General features: G+C 46.1%; 16 protein-coding genes and 1 pseudogene. 10 read left to right on the top strand and 7 right to left on the bottom strand.

Going from position 1 to position 19,764, the window contains the following annotated elements:
• Nucleotides 1–506 precede the first annotated feature (506 nt).
• Nucleotides 507–771, bottom strand: a pseudogene (locus HER31_RS19020) (transposase); the annotation flags it as partial.
• Nucleotides 772–1,183: 412 nt separating this feature from the next.
• On the opposite strand from HER31_RS19020, the gene HER31_RS15315 reads away from it, so the two are divergent.
• From HER31_RS15315 to HER31_RS15300, 4 genes are all read left to right on the top strand, one after another.
• Nucleotides 1,184–2,089 (top strand): SDR family oxidoreductase, encoded by a 906-nt coding sequence (locus tag HER31_RS15315; protein ID WP_238786847.1) that lies wholly within the window; start codon nt 1,184–1,186, stop codon nt 2,087–2,089.
• An 89-nt stretch (nt 2,090–2,178) separates the two neighbouring features.
• Nucleotides 2,179–3,693 (top strand): BCCT family transporter, encoded by a 1,515-nt coding sequence (locus HER31_RS15310; RefSeq protein ID WP_238786846.1) that lies wholly within the window; start codon nt 2,179–2,181, stop codon nt 3,691–3,693.
• 286 nt (nt 3,694–3,979) lie between these two features.
• Nucleotides 3,980–4,585 carry a thiol:disulfide interchange protein DsbA/DsbL gene (locus HER31_RS15305; protein ID WP_238786845.1) on the top strand — a complete coding sequence of 202 codons (606 nt, stop codon included), beginning with the start codon at nt 3,980–3,982 and terminating at the stop codon, nt 4,583–4,585.
• A gap of 10 nt (nt 4,586–4,595) precedes the next feature.
• Nucleotides 4,596–5,210, top strand: coding sequence for a disulfide bond formation protein B (locus HER31_RS15300; protein ID WP_168661833.1), 615 nt, complete (start codon nt 4,596–4,598; stop codon nt 5,208–5,210).
• A gap of 31 nt (nt 5,211–5,241) precedes the next feature.
• On the opposite strand, the gene HER31_RS15295 is transcribed toward HER31_RS15300, so the two are convergent.
• Nucleotides 5,242–6,018 carry a TetR family transcriptional regulator gene (locus HER31_RS15295; protein ID WP_168661831.1) on the bottom strand — a complete coding sequence of 259 codons (777 nt, stop codon included), beginning with the start codon at nt 6,016–6,018 and terminating at the stop codon, nt 5,242–5,244.
• A gap of 285 nt (nt 6,019–6,303) precedes the next feature.
• On the opposite strand from HER31_RS15295, the gene HER31_RS15290 reads away from it, so the two are divergent.
• The 4 genes from HER31_RS15290 (at nt 6,304) to HER31_RS15275 (ending at nt 10,533) form a co-directional block, all read left to right on the top strand.
• Nucleotides 6,304–8,109 carry an aryl-sulfate sulfotransferase gene (locus HER31_RS15290; RefSeq protein WP_238786844.1) on the top strand — a complete coding sequence of 602 codons (1,806 nt, stop codon included), beginning with the start codon at nt 6,304–6,306 and terminating at the stop codon, nt 8,107–8,109.
• A 199-nt stretch (nt 8,110–8,308) separates the two neighbouring features.
• Nucleotides 8,309–8,911: a thiol:disulfide interchange protein DsbA/DsbL gene (locus tag HER31_RS15285; RefSeq protein ID WP_168661829.1), complete on the top strand. Its 603-nt coding sequence runs from the start codon at nt 8,309–8,311 to the stop codon at nt 8,909–8,911.
• Between the two features lie 9 nt (nt 8,912–8,920).
• Nucleotides 8,921–9,535, top strand: a complete 615-nt coding sequence (locus HER31_RS15280) for a disulfide bond formation protein B (protein ID WP_168661827.1) — start codon at nt 8,921–8,923, stop codon at nt 9,533–9,535.
• A 215-nt stretch (nt 9,536–9,750) separates the two neighbouring features.
• The gene (locus tag HER31_RS15275; RefSeq protein WP_168661825.1) at nt 9,751–10,533 is read left to right on the top strand and encodes an MBL fold metallo-hydrolase; all 783 of its coding nucleotides are present in this window, start codon (nt 9,751–9,753) and stop codon (nt 10,531–10,533) included.
• Nucleotides 10,534–10,608: 75 nt separating this feature from the next.
• On the opposite strand, the gene HER31_RS15270 is transcribed toward HER31_RS15275, so the two are convergent.
• The 3 genes from HER31_RS15270 to HER31_RS15260 all read right to left on the bottom strand — a co-directional run bounded on the left by HER31_RS15270 (nt 10,609) and on the right by HER31_RS15260 (nt 14,588).
• Nucleotides 10,609–11,799, bottom strand: coding sequence for an aromatic amino acid transport family protein (locus tag HER31_RS15270; protein WP_168661822.1), 1,191 nt, complete (start codon nt 11,797–11,799; stop codon nt 10,609–10,611).
• A gap of 323 nt (nt 11,800–12,122) precedes the next feature.
• Nucleotides 12,123–13,832: an aryl-sulfate sulfotransferase gene (locus HER31_RS15265; RefSeq protein ID WP_168661820.1), complete on the bottom strand. Its 1,710-nt coding sequence runs from the start codon at nt 13,830–13,832 to the stop codon at nt 12,123–12,125.
• A gap of 27 nt (nt 13,833–13,859) precedes the next feature.
• Nucleotides 13,860–14,588, bottom strand: a complete 729-nt coding sequence (locus HER31_RS15260; RefSeq protein WP_168661818.1) for a nucleoside-specific channel-forming Tsx family protein — start codon at nt 14,586–14,588, stop codon at nt 13,860–13,862.
• 397 nt (nt 14,589–14,985) lie between these two features.
• Here HER31_RS15260 and HER31_RS15255 point away from each other — a divergent pair, with 397 nt between their 5' ends.
• Nucleotides 14,986–15,726 (top strand): TetR/AcrR family transcriptional regulator, encoded by a 741-nt coding sequence (locus HER31_RS15255; RefSeq protein ID WP_168661816.1) that lies wholly within the window; start codon nt 14,986–14,988, stop codon nt 15,724–15,726.
• A gap of 322 nt (nt 15,727–16,048) precedes the next feature.
• Here the strand turns inward: HER31_RS15255 and HER31_RS15250 are convergent, their stop codons facing one another.
• Entirely contained in the window at nt 16,049–17,758 is a 1,710-nt protein-coding gene (locus HER31_RS15250) for an aryl-sulfate sulfotransferase (protein ID WP_168661814.1), read from the bottom strand.
• 47 nt (nt 17,759–17,805) lie between these two features.
• Nucleotides 17,806–18,549: a nucleoside-specific channel-forming Tsx family protein gene (locus tag HER31_RS15245; RefSeq protein WP_168661812.1), complete on the bottom strand. Its 744-nt coding sequence runs from the start codon at nt 18,547–18,549 to the stop codon at nt 17,806–17,808.
• A gap of 364 nt (nt 18,550–18,913) precedes the next feature.
• Between HER31_RS15245 and HER31_RS15240 the strand changes: the two genes are divergently transcribed.
• The gene (locus HER31_RS15240; RefSeq protein ID WP_238786843.1) at nt 18,914–19,699 is read left to right on the top strand and encodes a TetR/AcrR family transcriptional regulator; all 786 of its coding nucleotides are present in this window, start codon (nt 18,914–18,916) and stop codon (nt 19,697–19,699) included.
• Nucleotides 19,700–19,764: the final 65 nt, after the last annotated feature.

The raw sequence follows: 19,764 nt of genomic DNA, 5'->3' as shown, positions 1-19,764 counted from the left end.
ATGCCTATTTAAGCTGACAATTAGGATCAGATAATTGACACTCTATTTGTTAGAAACAGGCAACTAATCGTTACCATCGAGAGCAATCATCATTGTGAGTTTCGAACGGTAAAAATTACGCTTACCTTTACCGAAACTGAATGGGTGAGAAAGTACTATAGTGTGATTTTCATTTCTATGATGTATGAGTTAAAGGTTCTATTTTTCAACGCTTTATTGTTATTTCTGCATTGGTTGATCAACTTTCAAACAAAGTAGTGTTTATTTTTCTATGTGAACCCAATGAGACTTATAGTCTTGAGTGATTGCGTCGGGCTTAAATATATTATTGCCTAACAATTTGGCAAAGGTATGCTTCTAACTTATCTACTTTACTTAACAAGTATCTTTATTAATTAGTCGGGAATGACACAACCTGCCGCTAGTGAATATGTTTGCCGGTTAATTAAAAAGCCTTTAACAAAGAGCGGCGGCGGTTATAGCTACTCACCTGAGTAGCACGATTGTCAGCCAGGGCGATAGCACGTGTATTCAGTTTTAATCGAGCTCGTTGATACCCGCAAAATCACCTGTTCCAAGTAACTTATATTAATTGCTGCTCGCTTCTGTTTTCGGGGGCATACTGGCCTTTTTCTATACGCAACATGTTAAGTGCCATAGATCGGACTCTGGCCAGTATCTCGGCGGCATTGCCTCGGTAAATTTGGCATGCGTCTTCATTCATAATGACATCGAACATCCAATGCAGTCGGTTTCGATCTGCCAATGCCCATTCCATAAAATCAACGTAAATTAAGTTGTACTAGTCGCTCTATTAATTGGTGAGGGCCCCAGCGATAAACCCTATCTTGGCTTGCAATAGTTAGACTTCTAACCTCGATAATTGCGTGTAATCTCAATTGCTGCTCTTAACTATTTGCTTACTTTAAGGAACAGTCTATCGCGACTTGTCTCTCTAATCAGCGCAGTCGATTCTTTGTAAAGTGAATGCAGTTCTCCCCAATTGAACGAGACTGATATCTGCCCCCTCTTAACGACTGGTGGGTTAGTGGTCGATTTTTAGTGATTTTTGTATGCATTGCGGCCGTTGCTGTCATGTGGGACTATTTTGTTGCTGATAGTTTGCTGTTATTAATTGGTTTGGGGGGACAGTAGAACAGGTGGTTACGTAGTAATTGGGTCGGTGTCTCAATCGCAATTGGTTCGATTAGGGGCAACCCAGCAGATGGAGATCGCAATGAAGATTGGTATTACCGCGGCGAGCGGGCAATTAGGCGCTTCGATTGTTCGAGCAACATTGGCATTGTTGCCTAAAGAGGATGTAGTTGCGCTGGCGAGGAATCAACAAAAGGCGCAACAGTTAGGGGTTGAGGTGCGCCCTGGTGATTATGGTAACCCTGAGCAATTAGAACAATCGCTGCAGGGAATCGACGTATTGCTATTGGTTTCTGGCATGGATAAGCCAGAAAATCGCATTGGCCAGCATCGCAATGTCATGGCTGCGGCCAAAAAAGCGGGGGTACGGAAAATTGTCTATACCAGCGTGCAAGGCGCCGAGGAGGGCACCGCATTCTCGCCAGTGATTCAGAGTAATCGTCAAACCGAGCTCGATCTGCAGCGTAGCGGCCTTGAGTGGGTTATTGGCCGCAATGGCATCTACATTGAGCCGGATATTGAGTACATCGAGCAGTACCAACAGGCCGGCTGTATCTTCAATAGTGCCGGTGATGGTAAGTGCGGCTACACCACTCGCGCAGAGTTGGCTTACGCGTATGCAAGAATGCTCATTGAAGATAAGCATCATGGTCAAATCTATAACCTTAACGGCGAGCCAATTACTCAGACTCAATTAACCCATTATATGAATCTTACCTTTGCGACGGAGCTGGTGTATAAGCCGATGGCCGTTGAAGAGTACCGCCTTCATTGTATGCAGGAGTTAGGTGATTTTATCGGTAATGTTGTTGGCGGAATATACCAAGGGATCCGGGCCGGTAAATCCAATAATCCAAGCGATTTTGAACAAGCCGCTGGGCGTCCTCACCAAAGCTGGTCGGCGTATTTTTCTGAGTTAAAAATCGAACCTTAACGGTTTTGTTCGTTGGCTAAATGCCACCTAATGATGACGAACGCCAGAATGGATCGCTTTAACGGTAATGATGAGACTGAGGCGCTGCAATGTTAGCAGTGTCCCCCTCTAAAAAGGCAATGGATTTGATTCAATCTATCACTATAACTACTGCGGCTACTCAGCCTGCGTACCGCAGTAAGAGCTTCTTTGTTATCACCAGCCTGATTGCGCTAGTGATATTTTTCCCTCGCTACAGTATCAATGTGATTGCAGACTATACCCAGAGCTTTATTGAACAGTTTGGGTTGGCGCTGTTGTTGTTTTCAACGGTAATGGTTTTGCTCACCCTTGCTATTAGCGTTAGTCCGCTGGGTAAGTTACGGCTGGGGGGAGCACAAGCCAAAACCGAGTTCAGTACTCTCAGTTGGTTGGCGATGTTGTTTACTGCTGGGATGGGCTCAGGCCTGATTTTCTGGGGAATTGCTGAGCCACTGTTCCATTTTGCTAACCCGCCGGCCTTTGTTGACGCTGGCAACAATAGTAAAGATACGGCTCTGGCGATAACCTACTTTCACTGGGGGATCCACGCCTGGAGCATCTATGCGATGGCAGGCTTAGCAGTGGCTTGGTTTAGCTTTAATCGCGGTCGTTCGATGCATATTTCCTCCAGCTTTAGCGCTAAGTCCAACCAGAGTCGTTATCGCTTTGTTGATTGGATGGCGATAATCGCCATCCTGTTTGGGGTTGCCGGTACCTTTGCCAATACTATTGCGTTAGTGCAAACCGGACTGCAGCAAACGGTTTCTGCTGAGATCGGTTCAGTGCTGTTCCGCTACGGCTTGATATTGTTAATTGCACTGTTGTTTACTGGTTCATCGATTCTGGGTCTGCACCGTGGTATTAAGCGGCTGAGCCTGTTTAATACCATGCTTATGCTGGTTTTGGTCTCGGTTGTGTTTGTCTCTTTCAGCCCGTTAGAGACACTCAATACTATTGTCTCGTCTACAACCAGTTATCTGTCGTTGTTGCCAGAGGTGTCGTTCAGCATAAATGACGAGTCGCGACAATGGAGCTTAGGCTGGACCATTATCTATCTGGTGTGGTGGGTAGCTTGGGCACCGTTTGTTGGCCCCTTTATTGCTCGGATAAGTAAAGGGCGTAGCATTCGTCAGTTCTTACTTAGTGCAGTTTGGGTACCAACAATAGCCTCAATTGTCTGGTTTAGCGCCTTTGGTGGCAGCGCCTTGGAACAGCCGTTTGCGCAACAGGTTATCGATGCCGTTAATCAAGACTATACTCAAGGGTTGTTTCGCTTCTTCCAGCAAATCAGCTTTGGTGAAGTGCTATCTATCGCGGCAATTGTGTTGTTGATCACCTTCATTATTACCAGCGCCGATTCAGCCCTATTGGTGTGCTGTATGCTCGGTGGTGACGAAGGCAACAAAAGTAAAATCGTGTGGGCGGCTTTGTTGGTTAGCCTTTCAATGGCACTGATCTACATTAACGATGTTGATCTGAATAAACAGGTGGCGATTGCCGGAGCACTGCCGTTTACCCTTGTGATGATTGGCCAAGTCATCTCAATGGCGGTTGATATGGTGCGTTATCAACGACAGCAATAGTGGCAACACCGTGATTTTAGATGAGCAAATGAAGGTCGCTATCGCCTTAGGTCGCAGTTGGATGAGCGGGTAAGCGATAGCGTATTTGCTGTGTTTTCGCTGCAATTTCCCCAGTATGTCTAGTCACCACCATTATTCCTGAAAACTTTCCCAGCTTCTTTTGTGACCCTTTTCGATAAAAAGCCGACATATATTCCCGCAACATTTCAGTGTGAGCTAGCTCATGAAAATCGCTAAGCCAGCGCAGTAGTTTAGCTATCGAAATCACTCAAATTTGTGGAATAGCATGATGAAAAAATTACTCACGGCCTTAGCGTTGACCCTCTCTTTTGGTGCTGCTGCCTACGATGAAGGCAAGCATTATATCGACCTAAAAGATGGTGGTTTCGATGCTCCCAACCAAGTAGTTAAGGTGTACTCCACCAACTGCCCGTTCTGCTACAAGTATGAAAAAGCGGTTATCCCTAACTACGTTAAAAACTTGCCAGATGGTATCAAGTACGACGCCTACCACATCACCACTAAGCCTCCATTTGGGCTAGAAAAAGCTACTGCCGTGGCAGTAGGTAAAGTACTGGGCGACAAGCAGTACAAGAAAGTGAAGATGGCTTACTACAAGCAAATTCACGATCTGAAGAAGAAGTTCAGCTCAAGCGAAGAAGCGACTCAGTTCGGTATTGATCAACTGGAGATCTCTAAAGCAGAATTCGACAAGCACGCTGCCTCGCCAGAAGTGGCTAAGTTGCTGAAAAAGTGGGACCAAGGCTTAGAAGTTGCCAAGATTAAAGGCATTCCTGCCATCGTCGTTAACGGCAAATACCTGATCAACACCCAGTCGGTCACCAGCATGAAGATGTTGGACGAGTTGACTGCAGAACTGCTGGCTAAGTAAGGGCGCCTTGATGAATCCAATTAAAGAAGGCTTTGGCGCGCTAAAAGGCGCCCCAGCTCAAACCTTAGCACAATGGCAAAACCAGCGTTGGCTGTGGTTTGTAATGAGCGGCGCGGCACTGTTTTTGATTCTATCTGCGATGGGCTACTTCCAGTGGTTCCTAGAGATGGACCCATGTGAAATCTGCGTTTACATTCGCTTTAGCCAGTGTTGCATCTTGTTTGCCGGCCTAATCATCGCGATTCAACCTGGCAACAACATCCTTAAAGTTGTTGGCATGGCACTGGCGTGGTACGGCGTATTGCAGGGCATGGCGTGGTCGATTGAACTAAATGCACTGCATGACTCTTCCCATGCACTGGATGACGTAATGGCAACTGGTGGCGACTTGTTCGCAGCGGGTGGTGGTGGCGGTGCTTGTTCGACTGAACCTCACTTCCCACTGGGCTTGCCACTGCATGAGTGGTTCCCGTACGAGTTCCAGCCATCTGGTATCTGTGGTGAAGACGATTGGTCACTACTGGGCTTGAACATGGCACAGTACTGCATTATTGCGTACAGCTTCTTTACCATCGGTTTGGGTGCAGCCACCTTTGGTTGGGTACGAAGCCTGCTGAAGAAGTAACAATGTTGTTCTAACAAACAGCGGCTATTACCTATGGGTGATCAGTCGCTGTTTTTGCTTTTTTGCGGCTAATGTTTTCTAGTTTGAACGATGCGCATTGCTGTCCACCATGGGGTGGCGGTTTTTGGACATTGTCAGCTTTTTTTACACAACTCCACTTTGGCGGGTTACTGAGAAAGTTATGAGTCCACAGCAATATTTTTTCTCTATCAATCACGCCCGCTTCCAGTTTTAAGTCGGATTCTATTTCTGTTGAAAAGAGATTCGCTATGTATTGGTCAGATACGTTTTCACTCGGATGAAAGACATTTAAAATAGAATTTACCATCCCTCTCTCAATAAAGCTTAATTTTTGTGATAAATTTTTCTGAATATCTTTTTTAATCTTTATTTTTGGGCTGTCAGCAATGACTCGCTGCGAGTACTCCACATAGTCAAAATATAGCTTTTTCAATACTGAAAATTTATCCGGTGGTACTTTATTCCATAGATTTTTATTGTGAAATAAAAATAGCACTCCTGATTCACTCGAGTCCCAACGACAGCGCATAACACCATATATGTAATAGCATGCGATTTTTTCGTATGAGTTGAGGTTGTTGTCGTTGACTATAGATGCACCAAGATTGATCCGATCGCGTATAATATGTGACAGAATGTCGGCAATCATGCCCTCTTTACTGACAAACTCTCGATATAGTGCACGTTTGCTCAATCCTAAACTAGCAGACAATGAACTCAGGCTTACATCATTAATCCCAACGCGAGTTACTTCTCTCATGATGTTTTCTAAGTCAGTCTTAAGCATTGCACTGCACTCCTACAATTTGAGATAGAATAAAGTTCTGTCGTTATTGCTTACTTTGCGGTAATTACTGTCTCATTGTGCGTGAACTAGATCACGTTATTTTAAATTGCAATCATTTCCGTTGATTATTTTTGCGTGATATTTATCGGGCGAATGTTATTCCTGCGGGTTTAGTCACTGTTGTTGAAATTCGCTGGAACAGTTAATACCAGCCAGATATCAGTTTCAAAATTCCTCATTTTTTATAGTAGGTGATGACAACAAAATAAAAATGTAGTGAGGGTGATGATGTTTAAGAAAACAGTATTAGCAACGGTAGTCGCAGGCTTAGCAATGGCCTCTATCAACGCACATTCTGCTGGTTTGTATGGTATGAAACCAAAAGTAGGGCCAAATGCTCCACTGGGTTATATCGTACATGATCCTTACGGTAATGCGCCTCTTACGGCGCTGGTTACCCTAAACAATCATAAAATCTCAGATGTTACTGTTACCGTTCACGCCGATGACAAAGACGGTGTGCCTATTACTTATGACGTTGGTGACATGCGCCTTTATAGTGAAGGTGGTGTGCCCATTTTTGGTTTATACCCAGACTTCAACAATACCTTTACCGTTTCTTACTCTGAGGGCGGTGAGAAAAAATCGGCAGAATACCGATTCTATGCTCCAGACGTAGATGTTGGCATCAACCAAAACCAGTGGGCTAAGGCTCCAACCGCTGAAGTGCACCATGTTGATCCTGAATTTAAAGATCGCCTCTACTTCGTTAACTTCACTACTGCAACTACCAAAGAAGCAAAGCTGACGCACAACAACGTGACAGCGCAAGGTGCCTTTAACTGGGATGGGACTCCAGCGTTCTTGATTTACGATACCGCCGGCGACATTCGTTGGTTTATGAATCCCCACACCACTCACGATCCTAGCCACTTCGAGAAGGCCGGTTATGCCATGGGCATGAACGTAACCGCAGAAGGTAACATGGCGTGGGTTCAAGGGCAGGGTTGGAAAGAGATGACGCTGATGGGGCGGATGATCTCGGAACACTCACTGCCTGGTGACTTTATTGATGCCTCGCACGAAGGGATGCCAATCGAAAATGGTAACTATCTACTACGAGTGGCTAAAAAAGACTACAAGCGCCGGGATGGCAAAATCGTTAACACCATTCGAGACCACATTATCGAGGTGGACGCCCGCGGTGAGTTGGTTGATTTCTGGGATTTGAATGAAATCCTCGATCCAATGCGTGATGCGGCGCTGTTGTCATTAGATGCTGGTGCGGTTTGCCTGAATATCGATGTTGATAAAGCGGGCCACCAAGCTACGGCAGAAGATATCCACGAAGCACCATACGGTGATATTCACGGCGTTGAAACCGGCCGTAACTGGGTACACGTTAACTCAGTAGATTATGATCCAGAAGATGACTCGATCATCCTATCTTCACGCCACCAATCGGCGGTATTTAAGATTACTCGTGATAAGAAAGTGAAATGGATTCTTGGTGCGCCACGTGGTTGGAAAGGTGAGTTAGCCGATAAGGTTCTGACCCCAGTTGATAAGCGCGGCAAGAAACTGAACTGTGATGACGCCCGTTGTTACGACACCGACTTTGATTACTCTTGGACTTCGCATACCGCTTACAAGGTGGATGAAAAAGGCACGTTAACCGTGTTCGATAATGGCGACGGCCGTTATTTAGAGCAGCCTACCTTCCCAACAGATAAGTACTCCCGTGCAGTGGAATACAAAATCGATGAGGACAAAATGACTGTTCAGCAGGTGTGGGAATACGGTAAAGACGAGTTGGGTTACGAGGGGTATTCCCCAGTAACGTCGATTGTGAAATATCAAGCGGATAAAGACTCTGTGATGACTCACTTTGCGTCAGCTGGTTTGTTTGGCGTTGGAGGTGGCTACGGCAACCTGAAGATGGATGAAACTACCGGTAAGGTGAAGTCGATCATTACTGAGCACCGCTATGGAGAAACCAAGCCAGCGGTTCGTATCGACATTGATAGCCACCGTCTATTTGCCACCGGTTACCGTGCGCAAGTCATTCGCCCATCAGAAATGATGCAGTAATACCCCCGACATTGAAGGGGAGTACGCTCCCCTTCAATTTCCTTATTATTTAATTACCATCAATTTTGTGCTGTCGCTTTCGATACTGCATATGCCTATTGAAGTGTACGATTTGTACTCTAATTCTTTGCTATGGCTCCGCGTATCACTTTGAGTGAATCCATAAAATCTATGGCAATAAGTCAATTGGAGCTCTCTCATGAAAAAACTGATCACAGCCTTAGCATTAACCCTTTCTTTCAGCGCAGCCGCTTACGATGAAGGTAAGCATTACATCGACCTAAAAGACGGTGGTTTCGAGGCTCCAAATCAAGTGGTAAAGGTTTATTCCACTAACTGCCCGTTCTGCTACAAGTATGAAAAAGCGGTTATCCCTAATTACGTTAAAAACTTGCCTGATGGCATCAGTTACGATGCCTACCATATAACCACCAAGCCACCATTTGGACTAGAAAAAGCCACTGCGGTTGCAGTGGGTAAAGTGTTGGGCGATAAGCAGTACAAGAAAGTGAAGATGGCCTACTACAAGCAAATTCACGATCTGAAGAAGAAGTTCAGCTCAAGCGAAGAAGCGACTCAGTTCGGTATCGATCAATTGGGGATCTCCAAAGCAGAGTTCGATAAGCGTGCAGCCTCAGCAGAAGTTGCCAAGTTGCTGAAGAAGTGGGACCAAGGCTTAGAAGTAGCCAAGATTAAAGGTATTCCAGCCATCGTGGTTAACGGCAAATACCTGATCATCACCCAAAGCGTGACCAGCATGAAGATGCTGGACGAGTTAACTGCTGAACTGCTGGCTAAGTAGGGGTATCTGATGAATCCAATTACAGCGGGCTTTAGTTCACTGAAAAGTGCCCCAGCCCAAACCTTATCTGAGTGGCAAAACCAACGCTGGCTATGGTTGGTGATGAGCGGAGCGGCACTATTTCTGATTCTATCTGCGATGGGTTACTTCCAGTGGTTCCTCGAGATGGACCCTTGTGAGAAGTGCGTTTACATCCGTTACAGCCAGTTTTGTATCCTATTTGCAGGACTGATTATTGCCATAAAGCCGAGCAATAATGTCTTGAAAGTGATTGGTCTATTGTTGGCTTGGTATGGCGTTGTGCAAGGCATGGCTTGGTCGATTCAATTAAACGACATCCACCACGCCGCACATGAATTGGATGATGTGTTATCCAGCGGTGGTGATCTGTTTGCTGCTGGTGGTGGTGCCGGTTCTTGCTCTACCGATCCGAAGTTCCCACTGGGCTTGCCACTGCATGAGTGGTTTCCGTATGAGTTCCAGCCCTCTGGTATTTGTGGTGAAGACGATTGGTCACTGCTGGGCTTAAATATGGCCGAGTACTGCATCATTGCTTACAGCATTTTTGGTATCTGTTTGGGAGCGGCAACCTTTGGTTGGCTAAAGAAGCTAATCACTAAATAAGCTGCAATAACACCTTTAGTTTGAATCAAATACGCCACCCAATGGGTGGCGTATTTGATCACTTCCAGGAACAGTTTATCGTGATTTTTCACTCTAATCAGGACGGTATATTCCTTGTAAATTAGTCTCTTAACTTTGGCGGTGAAAAACATAAGTCTCTGTGTGACTTGGTTTTATTTCCCACTTTTTATGCTAATCAATTCAGGGGCTTTACGATGTTTAAACAACTAGCCGTTACTGCAACCACGGTAGCCGTTATGCTTAGTGCGCCGGCGCAGGCGGGCAGCTTTTCAATCAACCCACTTAAGACTGTTACCGTCCACAGCTACACCTCAAACCATGGCTCGAACTCCCATATCATTGAGTCTGCAGATAGCTTAACTTTGCTTGATTTCAGCTCAGATCCACAGTCAGCGCAAGAGCTCTCTGATTACCTCGATAGATTAGATAAGCCGATTACTAAAGTGATTGTGTCGCACGTTCATGGCGATGGTCAGCACCATACTGCGGTTCCAGCTGCGGCAGCTAAGGCGCCGATTTACACCTTTGCTAACACTAAGTCTGAGTTAGAGCAGCTTGGGTTATATCCAAAGGCACAGATCAATGTACTTAAGCCCGGTGAACAACTCACCAATGGCATCAAGGCCAACTTCTCTGTTGGTGCTGGCGATACAGTTACCTTATCAATGCCAACCGAAGGGTTGCTTTGGAGCCACCACAGCATGTACATCGGTTTCCACCTGCCGGATCTAAGTGGTCAATATCTCGCTATGGTTGAGAACTACAGCAACAATGGCTATCAGCTTTACATTGGTGGCCACGGTAAGGTTGGTGGGCCTAAAGCACCGCAAGTTTTCGCTAACTACCAGCGCTTCTGTGCTGAAGCGGTTAAGAGTTCAGTGGATGCCGCTGAAGCCAAAGCGAAAATTGTGGCGCAATACCCAGATTGGCAAGGTGATTTCATGTTGGATATGATTTTGCCGCACGCTTATAAGTAAGTTTGGTATAAATACCAACAATAAAAACGCAGCCAATGGCTGCGTTTTTTGATCGTTAAGACATGATGTAGAACATCAATTTAGTGAGTGATGAGCCACGTTAATCAGAATCGACACGCCACCGAATAACATCATCGATAGCAGCAGTTTGTTATGCCCAAAGCGATAACTGTCGCTACATATTTGGCGGCTTCGCCATGCGATTAGGCTAGGTAAAATAATGGCGATAAACGATGAGCCATAAACCGACAGTTGCATGCCATAAATAAAACCATCACTGTTGCTGTTTTGCATCAATAACGGCACAAAAAAGATAACTACGGCAGCTTGGATGTTACCTACCCAATTGTCGTTGAGCTTGAGTTGATCCTTAACGAAATCCGATGCGGCCAGTGCTAACCCTTGCAGTGAGGTAAGTACCGCAATAAAGAACAGTAGGATAAGGATTTCACTGAAGTGGTTGTCTAACAGTTGCGATAACTTCATCACCAACTGGACGGTACTTTCGCTGTTGTTAGCTAGGCGAGTTAACGCGGCTTCATCGAGACGTGAACGGATGGCAATAAGGTAACCGGCATAGGCGAGCCAAATCAGCGGCATCGCGAGATAGACCGAATGGACCATCACTTGCCGATTGAACTGAGTCCGCTTAGCCAAGCTTGGCAAGATCGCGTGAAAACTAAAGCAGGCCTGACACAAGGGTAAAACCATCAACCATTGCGGTGCTATTGCCATGGCTTCGATGTTAACGAAATCGGTTGCTACGGTATTGTTAGAGGAGTCAAACAAGCCAAACAGCGATAGGCTGAGCAGCGGGATCCATAGTGCGCTCGCTAATCCACTAAGTGCCCCTAAGCGACCTAAAATCAACGTACTCAACGACAAACTGGTTAACATCGCCATGATATAAGTTAGCAGTTGGTGGTCTTGTTGTAATATCCCAAATAGCTGTTTTAAGCCGCAAAATTGCGAGTAAAATACCGTCGTAAAGACCAGTGTAAAGGCTAATCCAGCGACAAAGGCAGAGCCTCTTCCTAACCCCTGAGATGCGATGGCGCGAATGTTGGCACCTTGTGGAAATCGTAATGAAATCTCAACCATAACTTGAGCGGCGATGGTCATTACCGCGCAGTAGGCGGCCATGATTGTTAACGACTCAAATAAGGTTAAGCCCGTAAGCACCACTGGCAGCACAAATACCCCAGCGCCAATGGCAGAGGTTGTAATACAAGCTGTGACAATGGTGACGGAACGAAAGTGCGACAACGGCAGCTCAACCAATAAATTGACGATATCCAGAGATAATATGGCAATGGTTCAGGTGAGATCGAACTGAGCATTAGCTTTGTTAACTGCAACCTTACTAGAGCACTAAACTGTAGATGTGGTCACACTTTATTTGACTTGAAGGTAGATGTGCTCGACAGCTATCGGTGGAGAGTTTATCGCTGGGCCCGATGAATGCCGTCGCCCCAAATTGCCCAAGCCTAGATCAACTAGCGCCAACATTAGCAAACGCCATAACCAACAAACCGGACACGAGGTCCGGCTTGCTGGGTTAGGTTGTGGTTGTTGCGTTTACGCTGGGGTTAGTTGAACAGTTTGCCCGGCTCAACAATCAGCGCTCGGTAAGATGGCTCGGTCTTAGCCATTGAGTTAACGGTAAGCTCTACCTTCACTTTACCGTTCTCGGCAACTTCGTTGATGAAGTGCTTACCTGGTTCGCCAGTGAACAGGCCAGCTGACGCGGAGTACATGAAGAAGGTGTCTTTGTCTTCACGCCATTCGATGTTGGAGGTGATTGGAGAGTACCACTCGTAGCCACGCTCTTTACCGTATTCGAAAGTCTGCTCAACGGTCATGTTGTCTTCGTTGATGTTGTATTCCACACCACGAGAGTACTTCATTGTTGGCATTGCAGGCTGTTCGAAGTAGCGGCCATCGCCGTTATCGAAGGAAACCAAGGTGCCACGGCTGGTCAGCCATGAGGTGTGCTGGGTCCAAGGGAAGTCGAAGTCGCTGCCTGCACAACGGCCATTGTCATCACAGTCTAGCTTATTACCTTTGCTATCTACCGGCGTCAGTACCTTGTCAGATAGGTCGCCCCAGCCTTTATCTGCGGCCAGAATCCACTTAACTTCACCGTCGCGACCGACTTTAGCGGTGCCTTGGTGACGCATCGAAACGATGATGCTGTCGTCGCTAGCATCGTAGTCAATTGAGTTGATGTGCGCCCAGTTACGTCCTGCCGCAACCCCAGGCAAATCGCCATAAGCCGCATCCGGTTCGATGTCCATGGTTTCGCCAGCGTGGCTTTCATCAACGTTGAGGCAAACGGCACCAGAGTCGAGGCCAGCTAAAAGATCGTCGCGCATGTTGTCAAAGATCTTGTTGAAGTCCCAAGTGTGGACCACGTTGCCGGTGGTATCGACCTCAATCACGTGATCTCGCCAGGTATCAAGACGTTTTCCGTCTTCGCGCAGGTATTTTTCTTTGGCAACGCGGAGCAAGTAGTGGCCGTTTGGCATCTCTTGGATCTCGTGAGAGAAGCCGGTGAATCCTCGAGGGATCTCGCGATTAAAGACCTTGCGGCCCAGCATGTCATAGCGAGCGTAGTAATGGTCTTGACCCCAGTACAGTTCGCCGTTTTCAGACAGGTGGAAACCCATGGCAACCCCAGGAGTAGTGTCTTGGTCGTACACCGCGTCCCAATCCATAAACCAACGAACTTCACCAGCGGTGTCGGTTACGAAGATCATTGGGTAGCTATCCCACCCTTTGGTACTTTCATCAGCCCCCATGTGATTTACTAGGTACAGACGATCTCTGAATTTCTTATCAACCTTTACTGATTTTACCTCAGGGAAACTGCGCACTTGGCCATCAAACAACAGTTGTTTGACTGGGGCGGTTTTGATCTTGTAGTTTTCTTTTACCTTCTTGCCATTCTTAACGTATTCCACCATTACGGTATTGTCGTAGTCGGCATACAAACCAAATACCGGAATACCATTGTGGGTAGTCAGCGACACTTGGTCGACTGGGTATTCGATCACCGCGCCGCCTTTTTTCGGCTCAATACGTACCTTAACGTCAGAGATGGAAAAGCCGTTTAGATCGATGATGGCCGTCAGTGGAGCAAAGTCGTATGGGTTAACCTTAACGATGCCAATCTCACCTTGGGTTTGTACGGTAGTAAGGTATTTGTCCGCCCAATCATCACCATTGCTGGCAAGAGTGACATTACTAAAGCCTAGGGTGGCGAGTGCTAAAGAGGTCGCTAATAGAGTTTTTTTCATAATTATTGTCCTGCTAAATTGGATTGATCAGAAGTTGTATTGCATGGAATAGAACAGAGCGTCGTGGTAGCCCTGAATACCGAGGTTGTTATCCGCATAGCGGTAAGCGAGCGCTGCAGTTAAGTTGTTATCGATGTGCCATTTAGCAGTCAGCTTGCCGTTGAAACCATGAGACTCGCCGTACATGGCGAACTCTTTATAATCGTCGTTGAAGCCAAACATATGCTCTTGCCACCAATTGATGGAGAACTGCTGTCCGCCAATCTCAAGGCCTTTATTAAGAGTCATGTAGAAGTAGCCGCCGTTAAAACCGTTGGCGTCTTGGTTGTAGATTTCGTAATCAGAGGTAACGACATGTGCAGCAAGGGCAACTTGAGCATATACGCCGTTGTCGAACCCTTTATCCCAACTGCCGCCTAAGAAGGTATTGGTTTCTGACCATGTAGGCTTTTGTTTGTTGAATACCTGCCCATACCAGTTAAAGTCAGTGGCACCGATGTTGATTTGACCAATAATGTTGATCTCACTACCAAGGAGGTCGTTGTCGTCGACATCCTCTAGTACTAAGTGCGCATAGACGTCACCAAATTCTGAGCCAGTAGCTCCCTTAATTTTTACAAATGGACTTTCGCCCTTACTTTGTTCGGCTTTACCATCCCAATCCATGACACCGGCTTCTACAGCAACCATACCAGCGTTTGCTGAGGCACTAAGTAGGAGCATACTTAGTGTGATAGCGAGTTTGTTCTTTTTCATTTTCATCTCGTTATTTTTAGGTTCGACGTGATGATGAAAATGGTATGGCTTGTAGCTCGCTTTAGGCGTGATGCACCAACAGTTATAAATGCGATAAACAACGACTGTTATGGAATAAATGGCAAAATAAAGAGAGATAAATGGATAGTAGGAATACAAACATGAAATAAGTTTCCATTTATTTGTGATGTAACTCAAATAATTGTCTTGTAGTTGAGCTTAGTTATATTTCTACGGGAATTGAAAGGTATTCATGTTTACGGGTTTGTTTCTTGATTAAGGTCGCAATTTGTGCTGCTTTAAAGTACGTTTTCACAAAGGCAGATGGTTATCACAATTGTTATTCACAGCTAAAGCAATAATCGTCAACTCTATAATGGTTACCGAAAATAATAATATGAATAGATTTGAGTTACGGCGAGAGCGTAATAAGCGAATTCTAGATTGTGCTGAGCAATTGGTGTCACAGAAAGGCCTGTACTCATTAAGCTTACCTGAGTTGGCCAAACTCGCAGCATGTCCAGTAAACACACTCTATAGTCACTTTCCAAATCGAGAAGATGTGGCCATTAGCTTGTTTGATCGCTGGGTAAGCCGTTGGTATCTACACTCTATCCAACTACTTAGTCAATCTCCTGCAGGTTTTGTCGAACGCTTACTAGCGATGATGCTCTGTGCCGCTTCGGTTCATCAAAATGAGATGCATCAGAGTGGCGTCGCTTTTGTTGGCTCAAACCCTAAGGTTTGGGATAACGCCAGTCATGATAAAAATGCAGTAACTCGACGTATTATGAAAATGAGTAATAACAAAATTGTTGAGTTCGTAAAAAAGGGACGCCAACTAGGTTATTTTCATGGTGATAATGAGCAGATTGACCGAATGCTCCGGAAAATGTATGTGTTAGAGCGAGGCTATTGTGTTCTTAGTAACAATAAGGCTTTTCGGGATGCGGTAGTTGAGGCGCCACTAAAGGATCTATTTGAAGATCTACTTGATTGCTTTCCAATTTTGGATTGGAAAATTGATATTGAAAATATTAATTTTTGTACCGTAATTGATTTGATCGATAGCGTAATGCCAGAGTTGTTAGCCTTTGATGTTGACCAATTTATTTGCCAGCTAAGTAATGAGTCTTAAGTTTTCTGCTCTCCGCCTACTGCAATCACTTCTTTAGCTATCAATACCTGAATAGTCTTCCAGCTTGTTGTCAGCGTTGCGACGTAGAGGCTAAGTTGGAGGCAATTCGCAGCCGTGCTAGTTCTTGGCTCGAAAACCAGCTACTCAAATAGCGCTCGTTAATAGACTGGCTATCAGTTGTTCTCTCCTGTGCACTGTTATGCTTAACTCAAGATACGATAGATGGCTTAATCGCGTTAGGTAACAGCGTCATTAACCCAACAAACCGGACACGAGGTCCGGCTTGCTGGGTTAGGTTGTGGTTGTTGCGTTTACGCTGGGGTTAGTTGAACAGTTTGCCCGGCTCAACAATCAGCGCTCGGTAAGATGGCTCGGTCTTAGCCATTGAGTTAACGGTAAGCTCTACCTTCACTTTACCGTTCTCGGCAACTTCGTTGATGAAGTGCTTACCTGGTTCGCCAGTGAACAGGCCAGCTGACGCGGAGTACATGAAGAAGGTGTCTTTGTCTTCACGCCATTCGATGTTGGAGGTGATTGGAGAGTACCACTCGTAACCACGCTCTTTACCGTATTCGAAAGTCTGCTCAACGGTCATGTTGTCTTCGTTGATGTTGTATTCCACACCACGAGAGTACTTCATTGTTGGCATTGCAGGCTGTTCGAAGTGGCGGCCATCGCCGTTATCGAAGGAAACCAAGGTGCCACGGCTGGTCAGCCATGAGGTGTGCTGGGTCCAAGGGAAGTCGAAGTCGCTGCCTGCACAACGGCCATTGTCATCACAGTCTAGCTTATTACCTTTGCTATCTACCGGCGTCAGTACCTTGTCAGATAGGTCGCCCCAGCCTTTATCTGCGGCCAGAATCCACTTAACTTCACCGTCGCGACCGACTTTAGCGGTGCCTTGGTGGCGCATCGAAACAATAACGGAGTCGTCAGATGGGTCGTAATCAACTGAGTTGATGTGCGCCCAGTTACGTCCTGCCGCAACCCCAGGAAGGTCACCGAATGGGGCATCAGGCTCGATGTCCATGGTTTCGCCAGCGTGGCCTTCATCAACGTTCAGACAAACGGCGCCAGCATCCAAACCAGATAGCAGGTCATCACGCATGTTGTCGAAGATCTTGTTGAAATCCCAAACGTGTACCACGTTACCGGTGGCGTCTACTTCAATTACGTGGTCACGGACGGTGTCGACACGCTTGCCGTCTTCGCGCAGGTATTTTTCTTTGGCAACGCGGAGCAAGTAGTGGCCGTTTGGCATCTCTTTCATTGCATGGGAGAAACCGGTGAAGCCCCGTGGCATATCACGCTTGAACACTTTACGACCCAGCATGTCATAGCGAGCGTAGTAATGGTCTTGACCCCAGTACAGTTCGCCGTTTTCAGCTAAGTGGAACCCCATGGCGATGCCTTTGGTGGTGTCTTGGTCGTAGACCTTATCCCAATCCATAAACCAACGGATTTCACCGGTGGTGTCGGCCACGAATACGACTGGATAGTTATCCCAACCAATGGTGCCTTCATCGGCTCCTAGGTGGTTAACCATGTAGAGGCGGTCTTTGAATTTCTTATCAACCTTAACTGGTTTTACTTCTGGGAAGGTACGTACCTGACCATCAAACAACAGTGGCTTTAGCGGTGCAGTGTGAATGGTGTAATCTTCTTTGATCTTCTTACCATTTTTAACGTACTCCACCTCTACGGTGTTTTTGTAATCGGGATACAAACCAAATACTGGAATGCCGTTGTGGGTAGTCAGTGCTACTTTGTCCACTGGGTAAGCGATCTCGGCGCCACCTTTCTTTGGTACAACACGTACGCTTACGTCAGAGATCTCAAAGCCGTTGAGGTCGATGATAGCCGTCAGGGGGGCAAAGTCGTATGGGTTAACCTTAACGATGCCAATCTCACCTTGGGTTTGTACGGTAGTTAGGTATTTATCTGCCCAATCATCACCGCCGCCAGCCATTGCAGTACCAGTAAATCCAACCACAGCCAATGCTAATGAGGTTGCTAGAATTGTCTTTTTCATAACGTTAATTCCTATATATCTCTATTTAATTCGGTCGAAGTAATCAGTTAAAAGTTGTACTGCATGGAGTAGAAGATGGCGTCGTGGTAACCCTGCTTACCCATGTTATTTTCGGCGTAGCGGTAAGCCAGAGCCGCCGACAAACCGGTATCGCCAATGAAGTAACGGGCTTCTAGCTTGCCATTGAAGCCGTGGTCTTCACCGTCACCAGCGACTATCAAGTAGTCGTCGTCGCGACCAAAGTAGTGCTCTTGCCACCACAATAATTTGAGTGCGCTGTCAGCAATGGCAAAGGTCTTATCGATGCCGAAGTAGGCGTAACCGCCGTTAAAGCCATTAACATCGAAGCCAAAATGTTGGTAATCAGAGGTAACGATGTGGCCAGCAACAGCAACTTGGGTGTAGATACCGTTGTCCCAGGTTTTATCGTGGCTAAAGCCTAATAAGGTGTTGGTTTCAGACCAGTTAGGTTTGGTCTTACTGAAGATCTGGCCGTACCAATTGAAATCGGTTTGGCCCATGTTGATCTGGCCAATTACATTGATTTCACTACCCATCAAGTCGCTATCGTCGAAATCCTCGAGAACGAAGTGGCCATAGATGTCGCCAAACTCCGAGCCGGTAGCGGCCTTAATTTTGATGAATGGGTTGCTGCTTTTAGCGTCGCCAAAGTAGTTTTCGGCTTTGCTGCCCCAATCCATTACCCCAGCTTCGACTGCAAGCATGGCGGCATTTGCACCGGGCAGCGCCAGCAAGCTTGCAACTAAAGTGGCAGTTTGTAGTGATTTCATTCTTTCTCCTTGGCCGCTTCTTCGGGCCATAACTCAGACTCTAGGGCGCCTTGGATTAGCCACTGCTCCCTGTATTCGTTGCAGAGCAGAATAGAAATTTGATGCCGATAAGAATGTGATTAGAAGAATGTTAGTCACCGTTATAAATGTCAGCTTGGTTTGTAAAATAGTGATATTTATAGGCTTAATTTATGAGCCGTGGCTTTGCTCAAAGAAGTTTCCGTTATTTATTTCAGTAATTATCATTTGGGTGAGTAATTTTTTTCACTTTCGTGACGTAAATAAGAGATCTGTGAACCAGATACTATTAGTCGCGGCTTGAATTGGCTTCAGTTAACAGAAATTTCGGTGTCTTTGATAAACAATGCTTCAATACTTTTTAAATAAGGACATTGCCATGGGCCGGGTTGAGCAGAAGAAACAGCGAGACAGAATGATTCTAGATAAAGCGGAGGAAGCGATCGTTGAGAGAGGGTTGTTCTCACTGAGCTTACTAGAGTTAGCGCGCCAAGCTGAGTGCTCCGTCAATACCCTTTATGGCAGCTTTGCTAAACGAGAAGATATCGCGGTTGGCTTGTTTAATCGGGTGATGGCAACCTTTGGGGTTAAAGCCTGCCAAGAGATTGCATTGCGGCAGGAGTCTATAGCAGAGCGGTTTATGGCGATGCAGATGATCTGGATTCGGCGCCAACATAAGCAAAGTGATTTGGGGGGTGTACAGTTTTTGGCCGCCATGCCGAGCGTATGGAAACATGCGTCGCATAGCCGTATTGCTATTACTCGCAAACTGCTGGATAGCTGGTACCAAAGTAACCTGAACTTCCTGCAGATGGCACGCGCTAATGGCGAGCTGGTGGCCGATGACGATCACCTTCATCAGTGTCTCAATGAAGTTACTTGCGTTGAGCGAGGCTTCTCGCTGTTCAGTAATAATTACAGCTTCCGCGATGAGGCGATAAGTTTGCCTATGGAACGTGTGTTTAAGGTGATGTCATTTAGCTTGGAAGAATTAAGCTGGCAGACGCCATTAACTAACGACAGCTTTAAGCGAGTAATGAATATATGTGATGAAGTTGAAACTTCATTACGAAACTTTGATGTTGATGAACATATTTGGGCGGTAGAGATGAACGCCCAAGAGTTGCAGTAATAATCTGCTTACTTGTCAATTGTCGCTTATTAATGCCACTTGCTATCAGCTATTTTTAATATCAA

The sequence above is a fragment of the Ferrimonas lipolytica genome, from assembly GCF_012295575.1.
Taxonomy (GTDB): Bacteria; Pseudomonadota; Gammaproteobacteria; order Enterobacterales; family Shewanellaceae; genus Ferrimonas; species Ferrimonas lipolytica.
The sequence above is the reverse complement of the archived record's forward strand: the minus strand, read 5'-3'. Positions and strand labels throughout refer to the sequence as shown.

Bases quoted from the DNA above. Each gene is read 5' to 3' on its own strand.
- HER31_RS15240 (WP_238786843.1), top strand. From the start codon at position 18,914: ATGCTTCAATACTTTTTAAATAAGGACATTGCCATGGGCCGGGTTGAG.
- HER31_RS15265 (WP_168661820.1), bottom strand. From the start codon at position 13,832: ATGAAAAAAACTCTATTAGCGACCTCTTTAGCACTCGCCACCCTAGGC.
- HER31_RS15260 (WP_168661818.1), bottom strand. From the start codon at position 14,588: ATGAAAAAGAACAAACTCGCTATCACACTAAGTATGCTCCTACTTAGT.
- HER31_RS15275 (WP_168661825.1), top strand. From the start codon at position 9,751: ATGTTTAAACAACTAGCCGTTACTGCAACCACGGTAGCCGTTATGCTT.
- HER31_RS15245 (WP_168661812.1), bottom strand. From the start codon at position 18,549: ATGAAATCACTACAAACTGCCACTTTAGTTGCAAGCTTGCTGGCGCTG.
- HER31_RS15310 (WP_238786846.1), top strand. From the start codon at position 2,179: ATGTTAGCAGTGTCCCCCTCTAAAAAGGCAATGGATTTGATTCAATCT.
- HER31_RS15290 (WP_238786844.1), top strand. From the start codon at position 6,304: ATGATGTTTAAGAAAACAGTATTAGCAACGGTAGTCGCAGGCTTAGCA.
- HER31_RS15280 (WP_168661827.1), top strand. From the start codon at position 8,921: ATGAATCCAATTACAGCGGGCTTTAGTTCACTGAAAAGTGCCCCAGCC.
- HER31_RS15285 (WP_168661829.1), top strand. From the start codon at position 8,309: ATGAAAAAACTGATCACAGCCTTAGCATTAACCCTTTCTTTCAGCGCA.
- HER31_RS15295 (WP_168661831.1), bottom strand. From the start codon at position 6,018: ATGCTTAAGACTGACTTAGAAAACATCATGAGAGAAGTAACTCGCGTT.
- HER31_RS15255 (WP_168661816.1), top strand. From the start codon at position 14,986: ATGAATAGATTTGAGTTACGGCGAGAGCGTAATAAGCGAATTCTAGAT.
- HER31_RS15305 (WP_238786845.1), top strand. From the start codon at position 3,980: ATGATGAAAAAATTACTCACGGCCTTAGCGTTGACCCTCTCTTTTGGT.
- HER31_RS15250 (WP_168661814.1), bottom strand. From the start codon at position 17,758: ATGAAAAAGACAATTCTAGCAACCTCATTAGCATTGGCTGTGGTTGGA.
- HER31_RS15300 (WP_168661833.1), top strand. From the start codon at position 4,596: ATGAATCCAATTAAAGAAGGCTTTGGCGCGCTAAAAGGCGCCCCAGCT.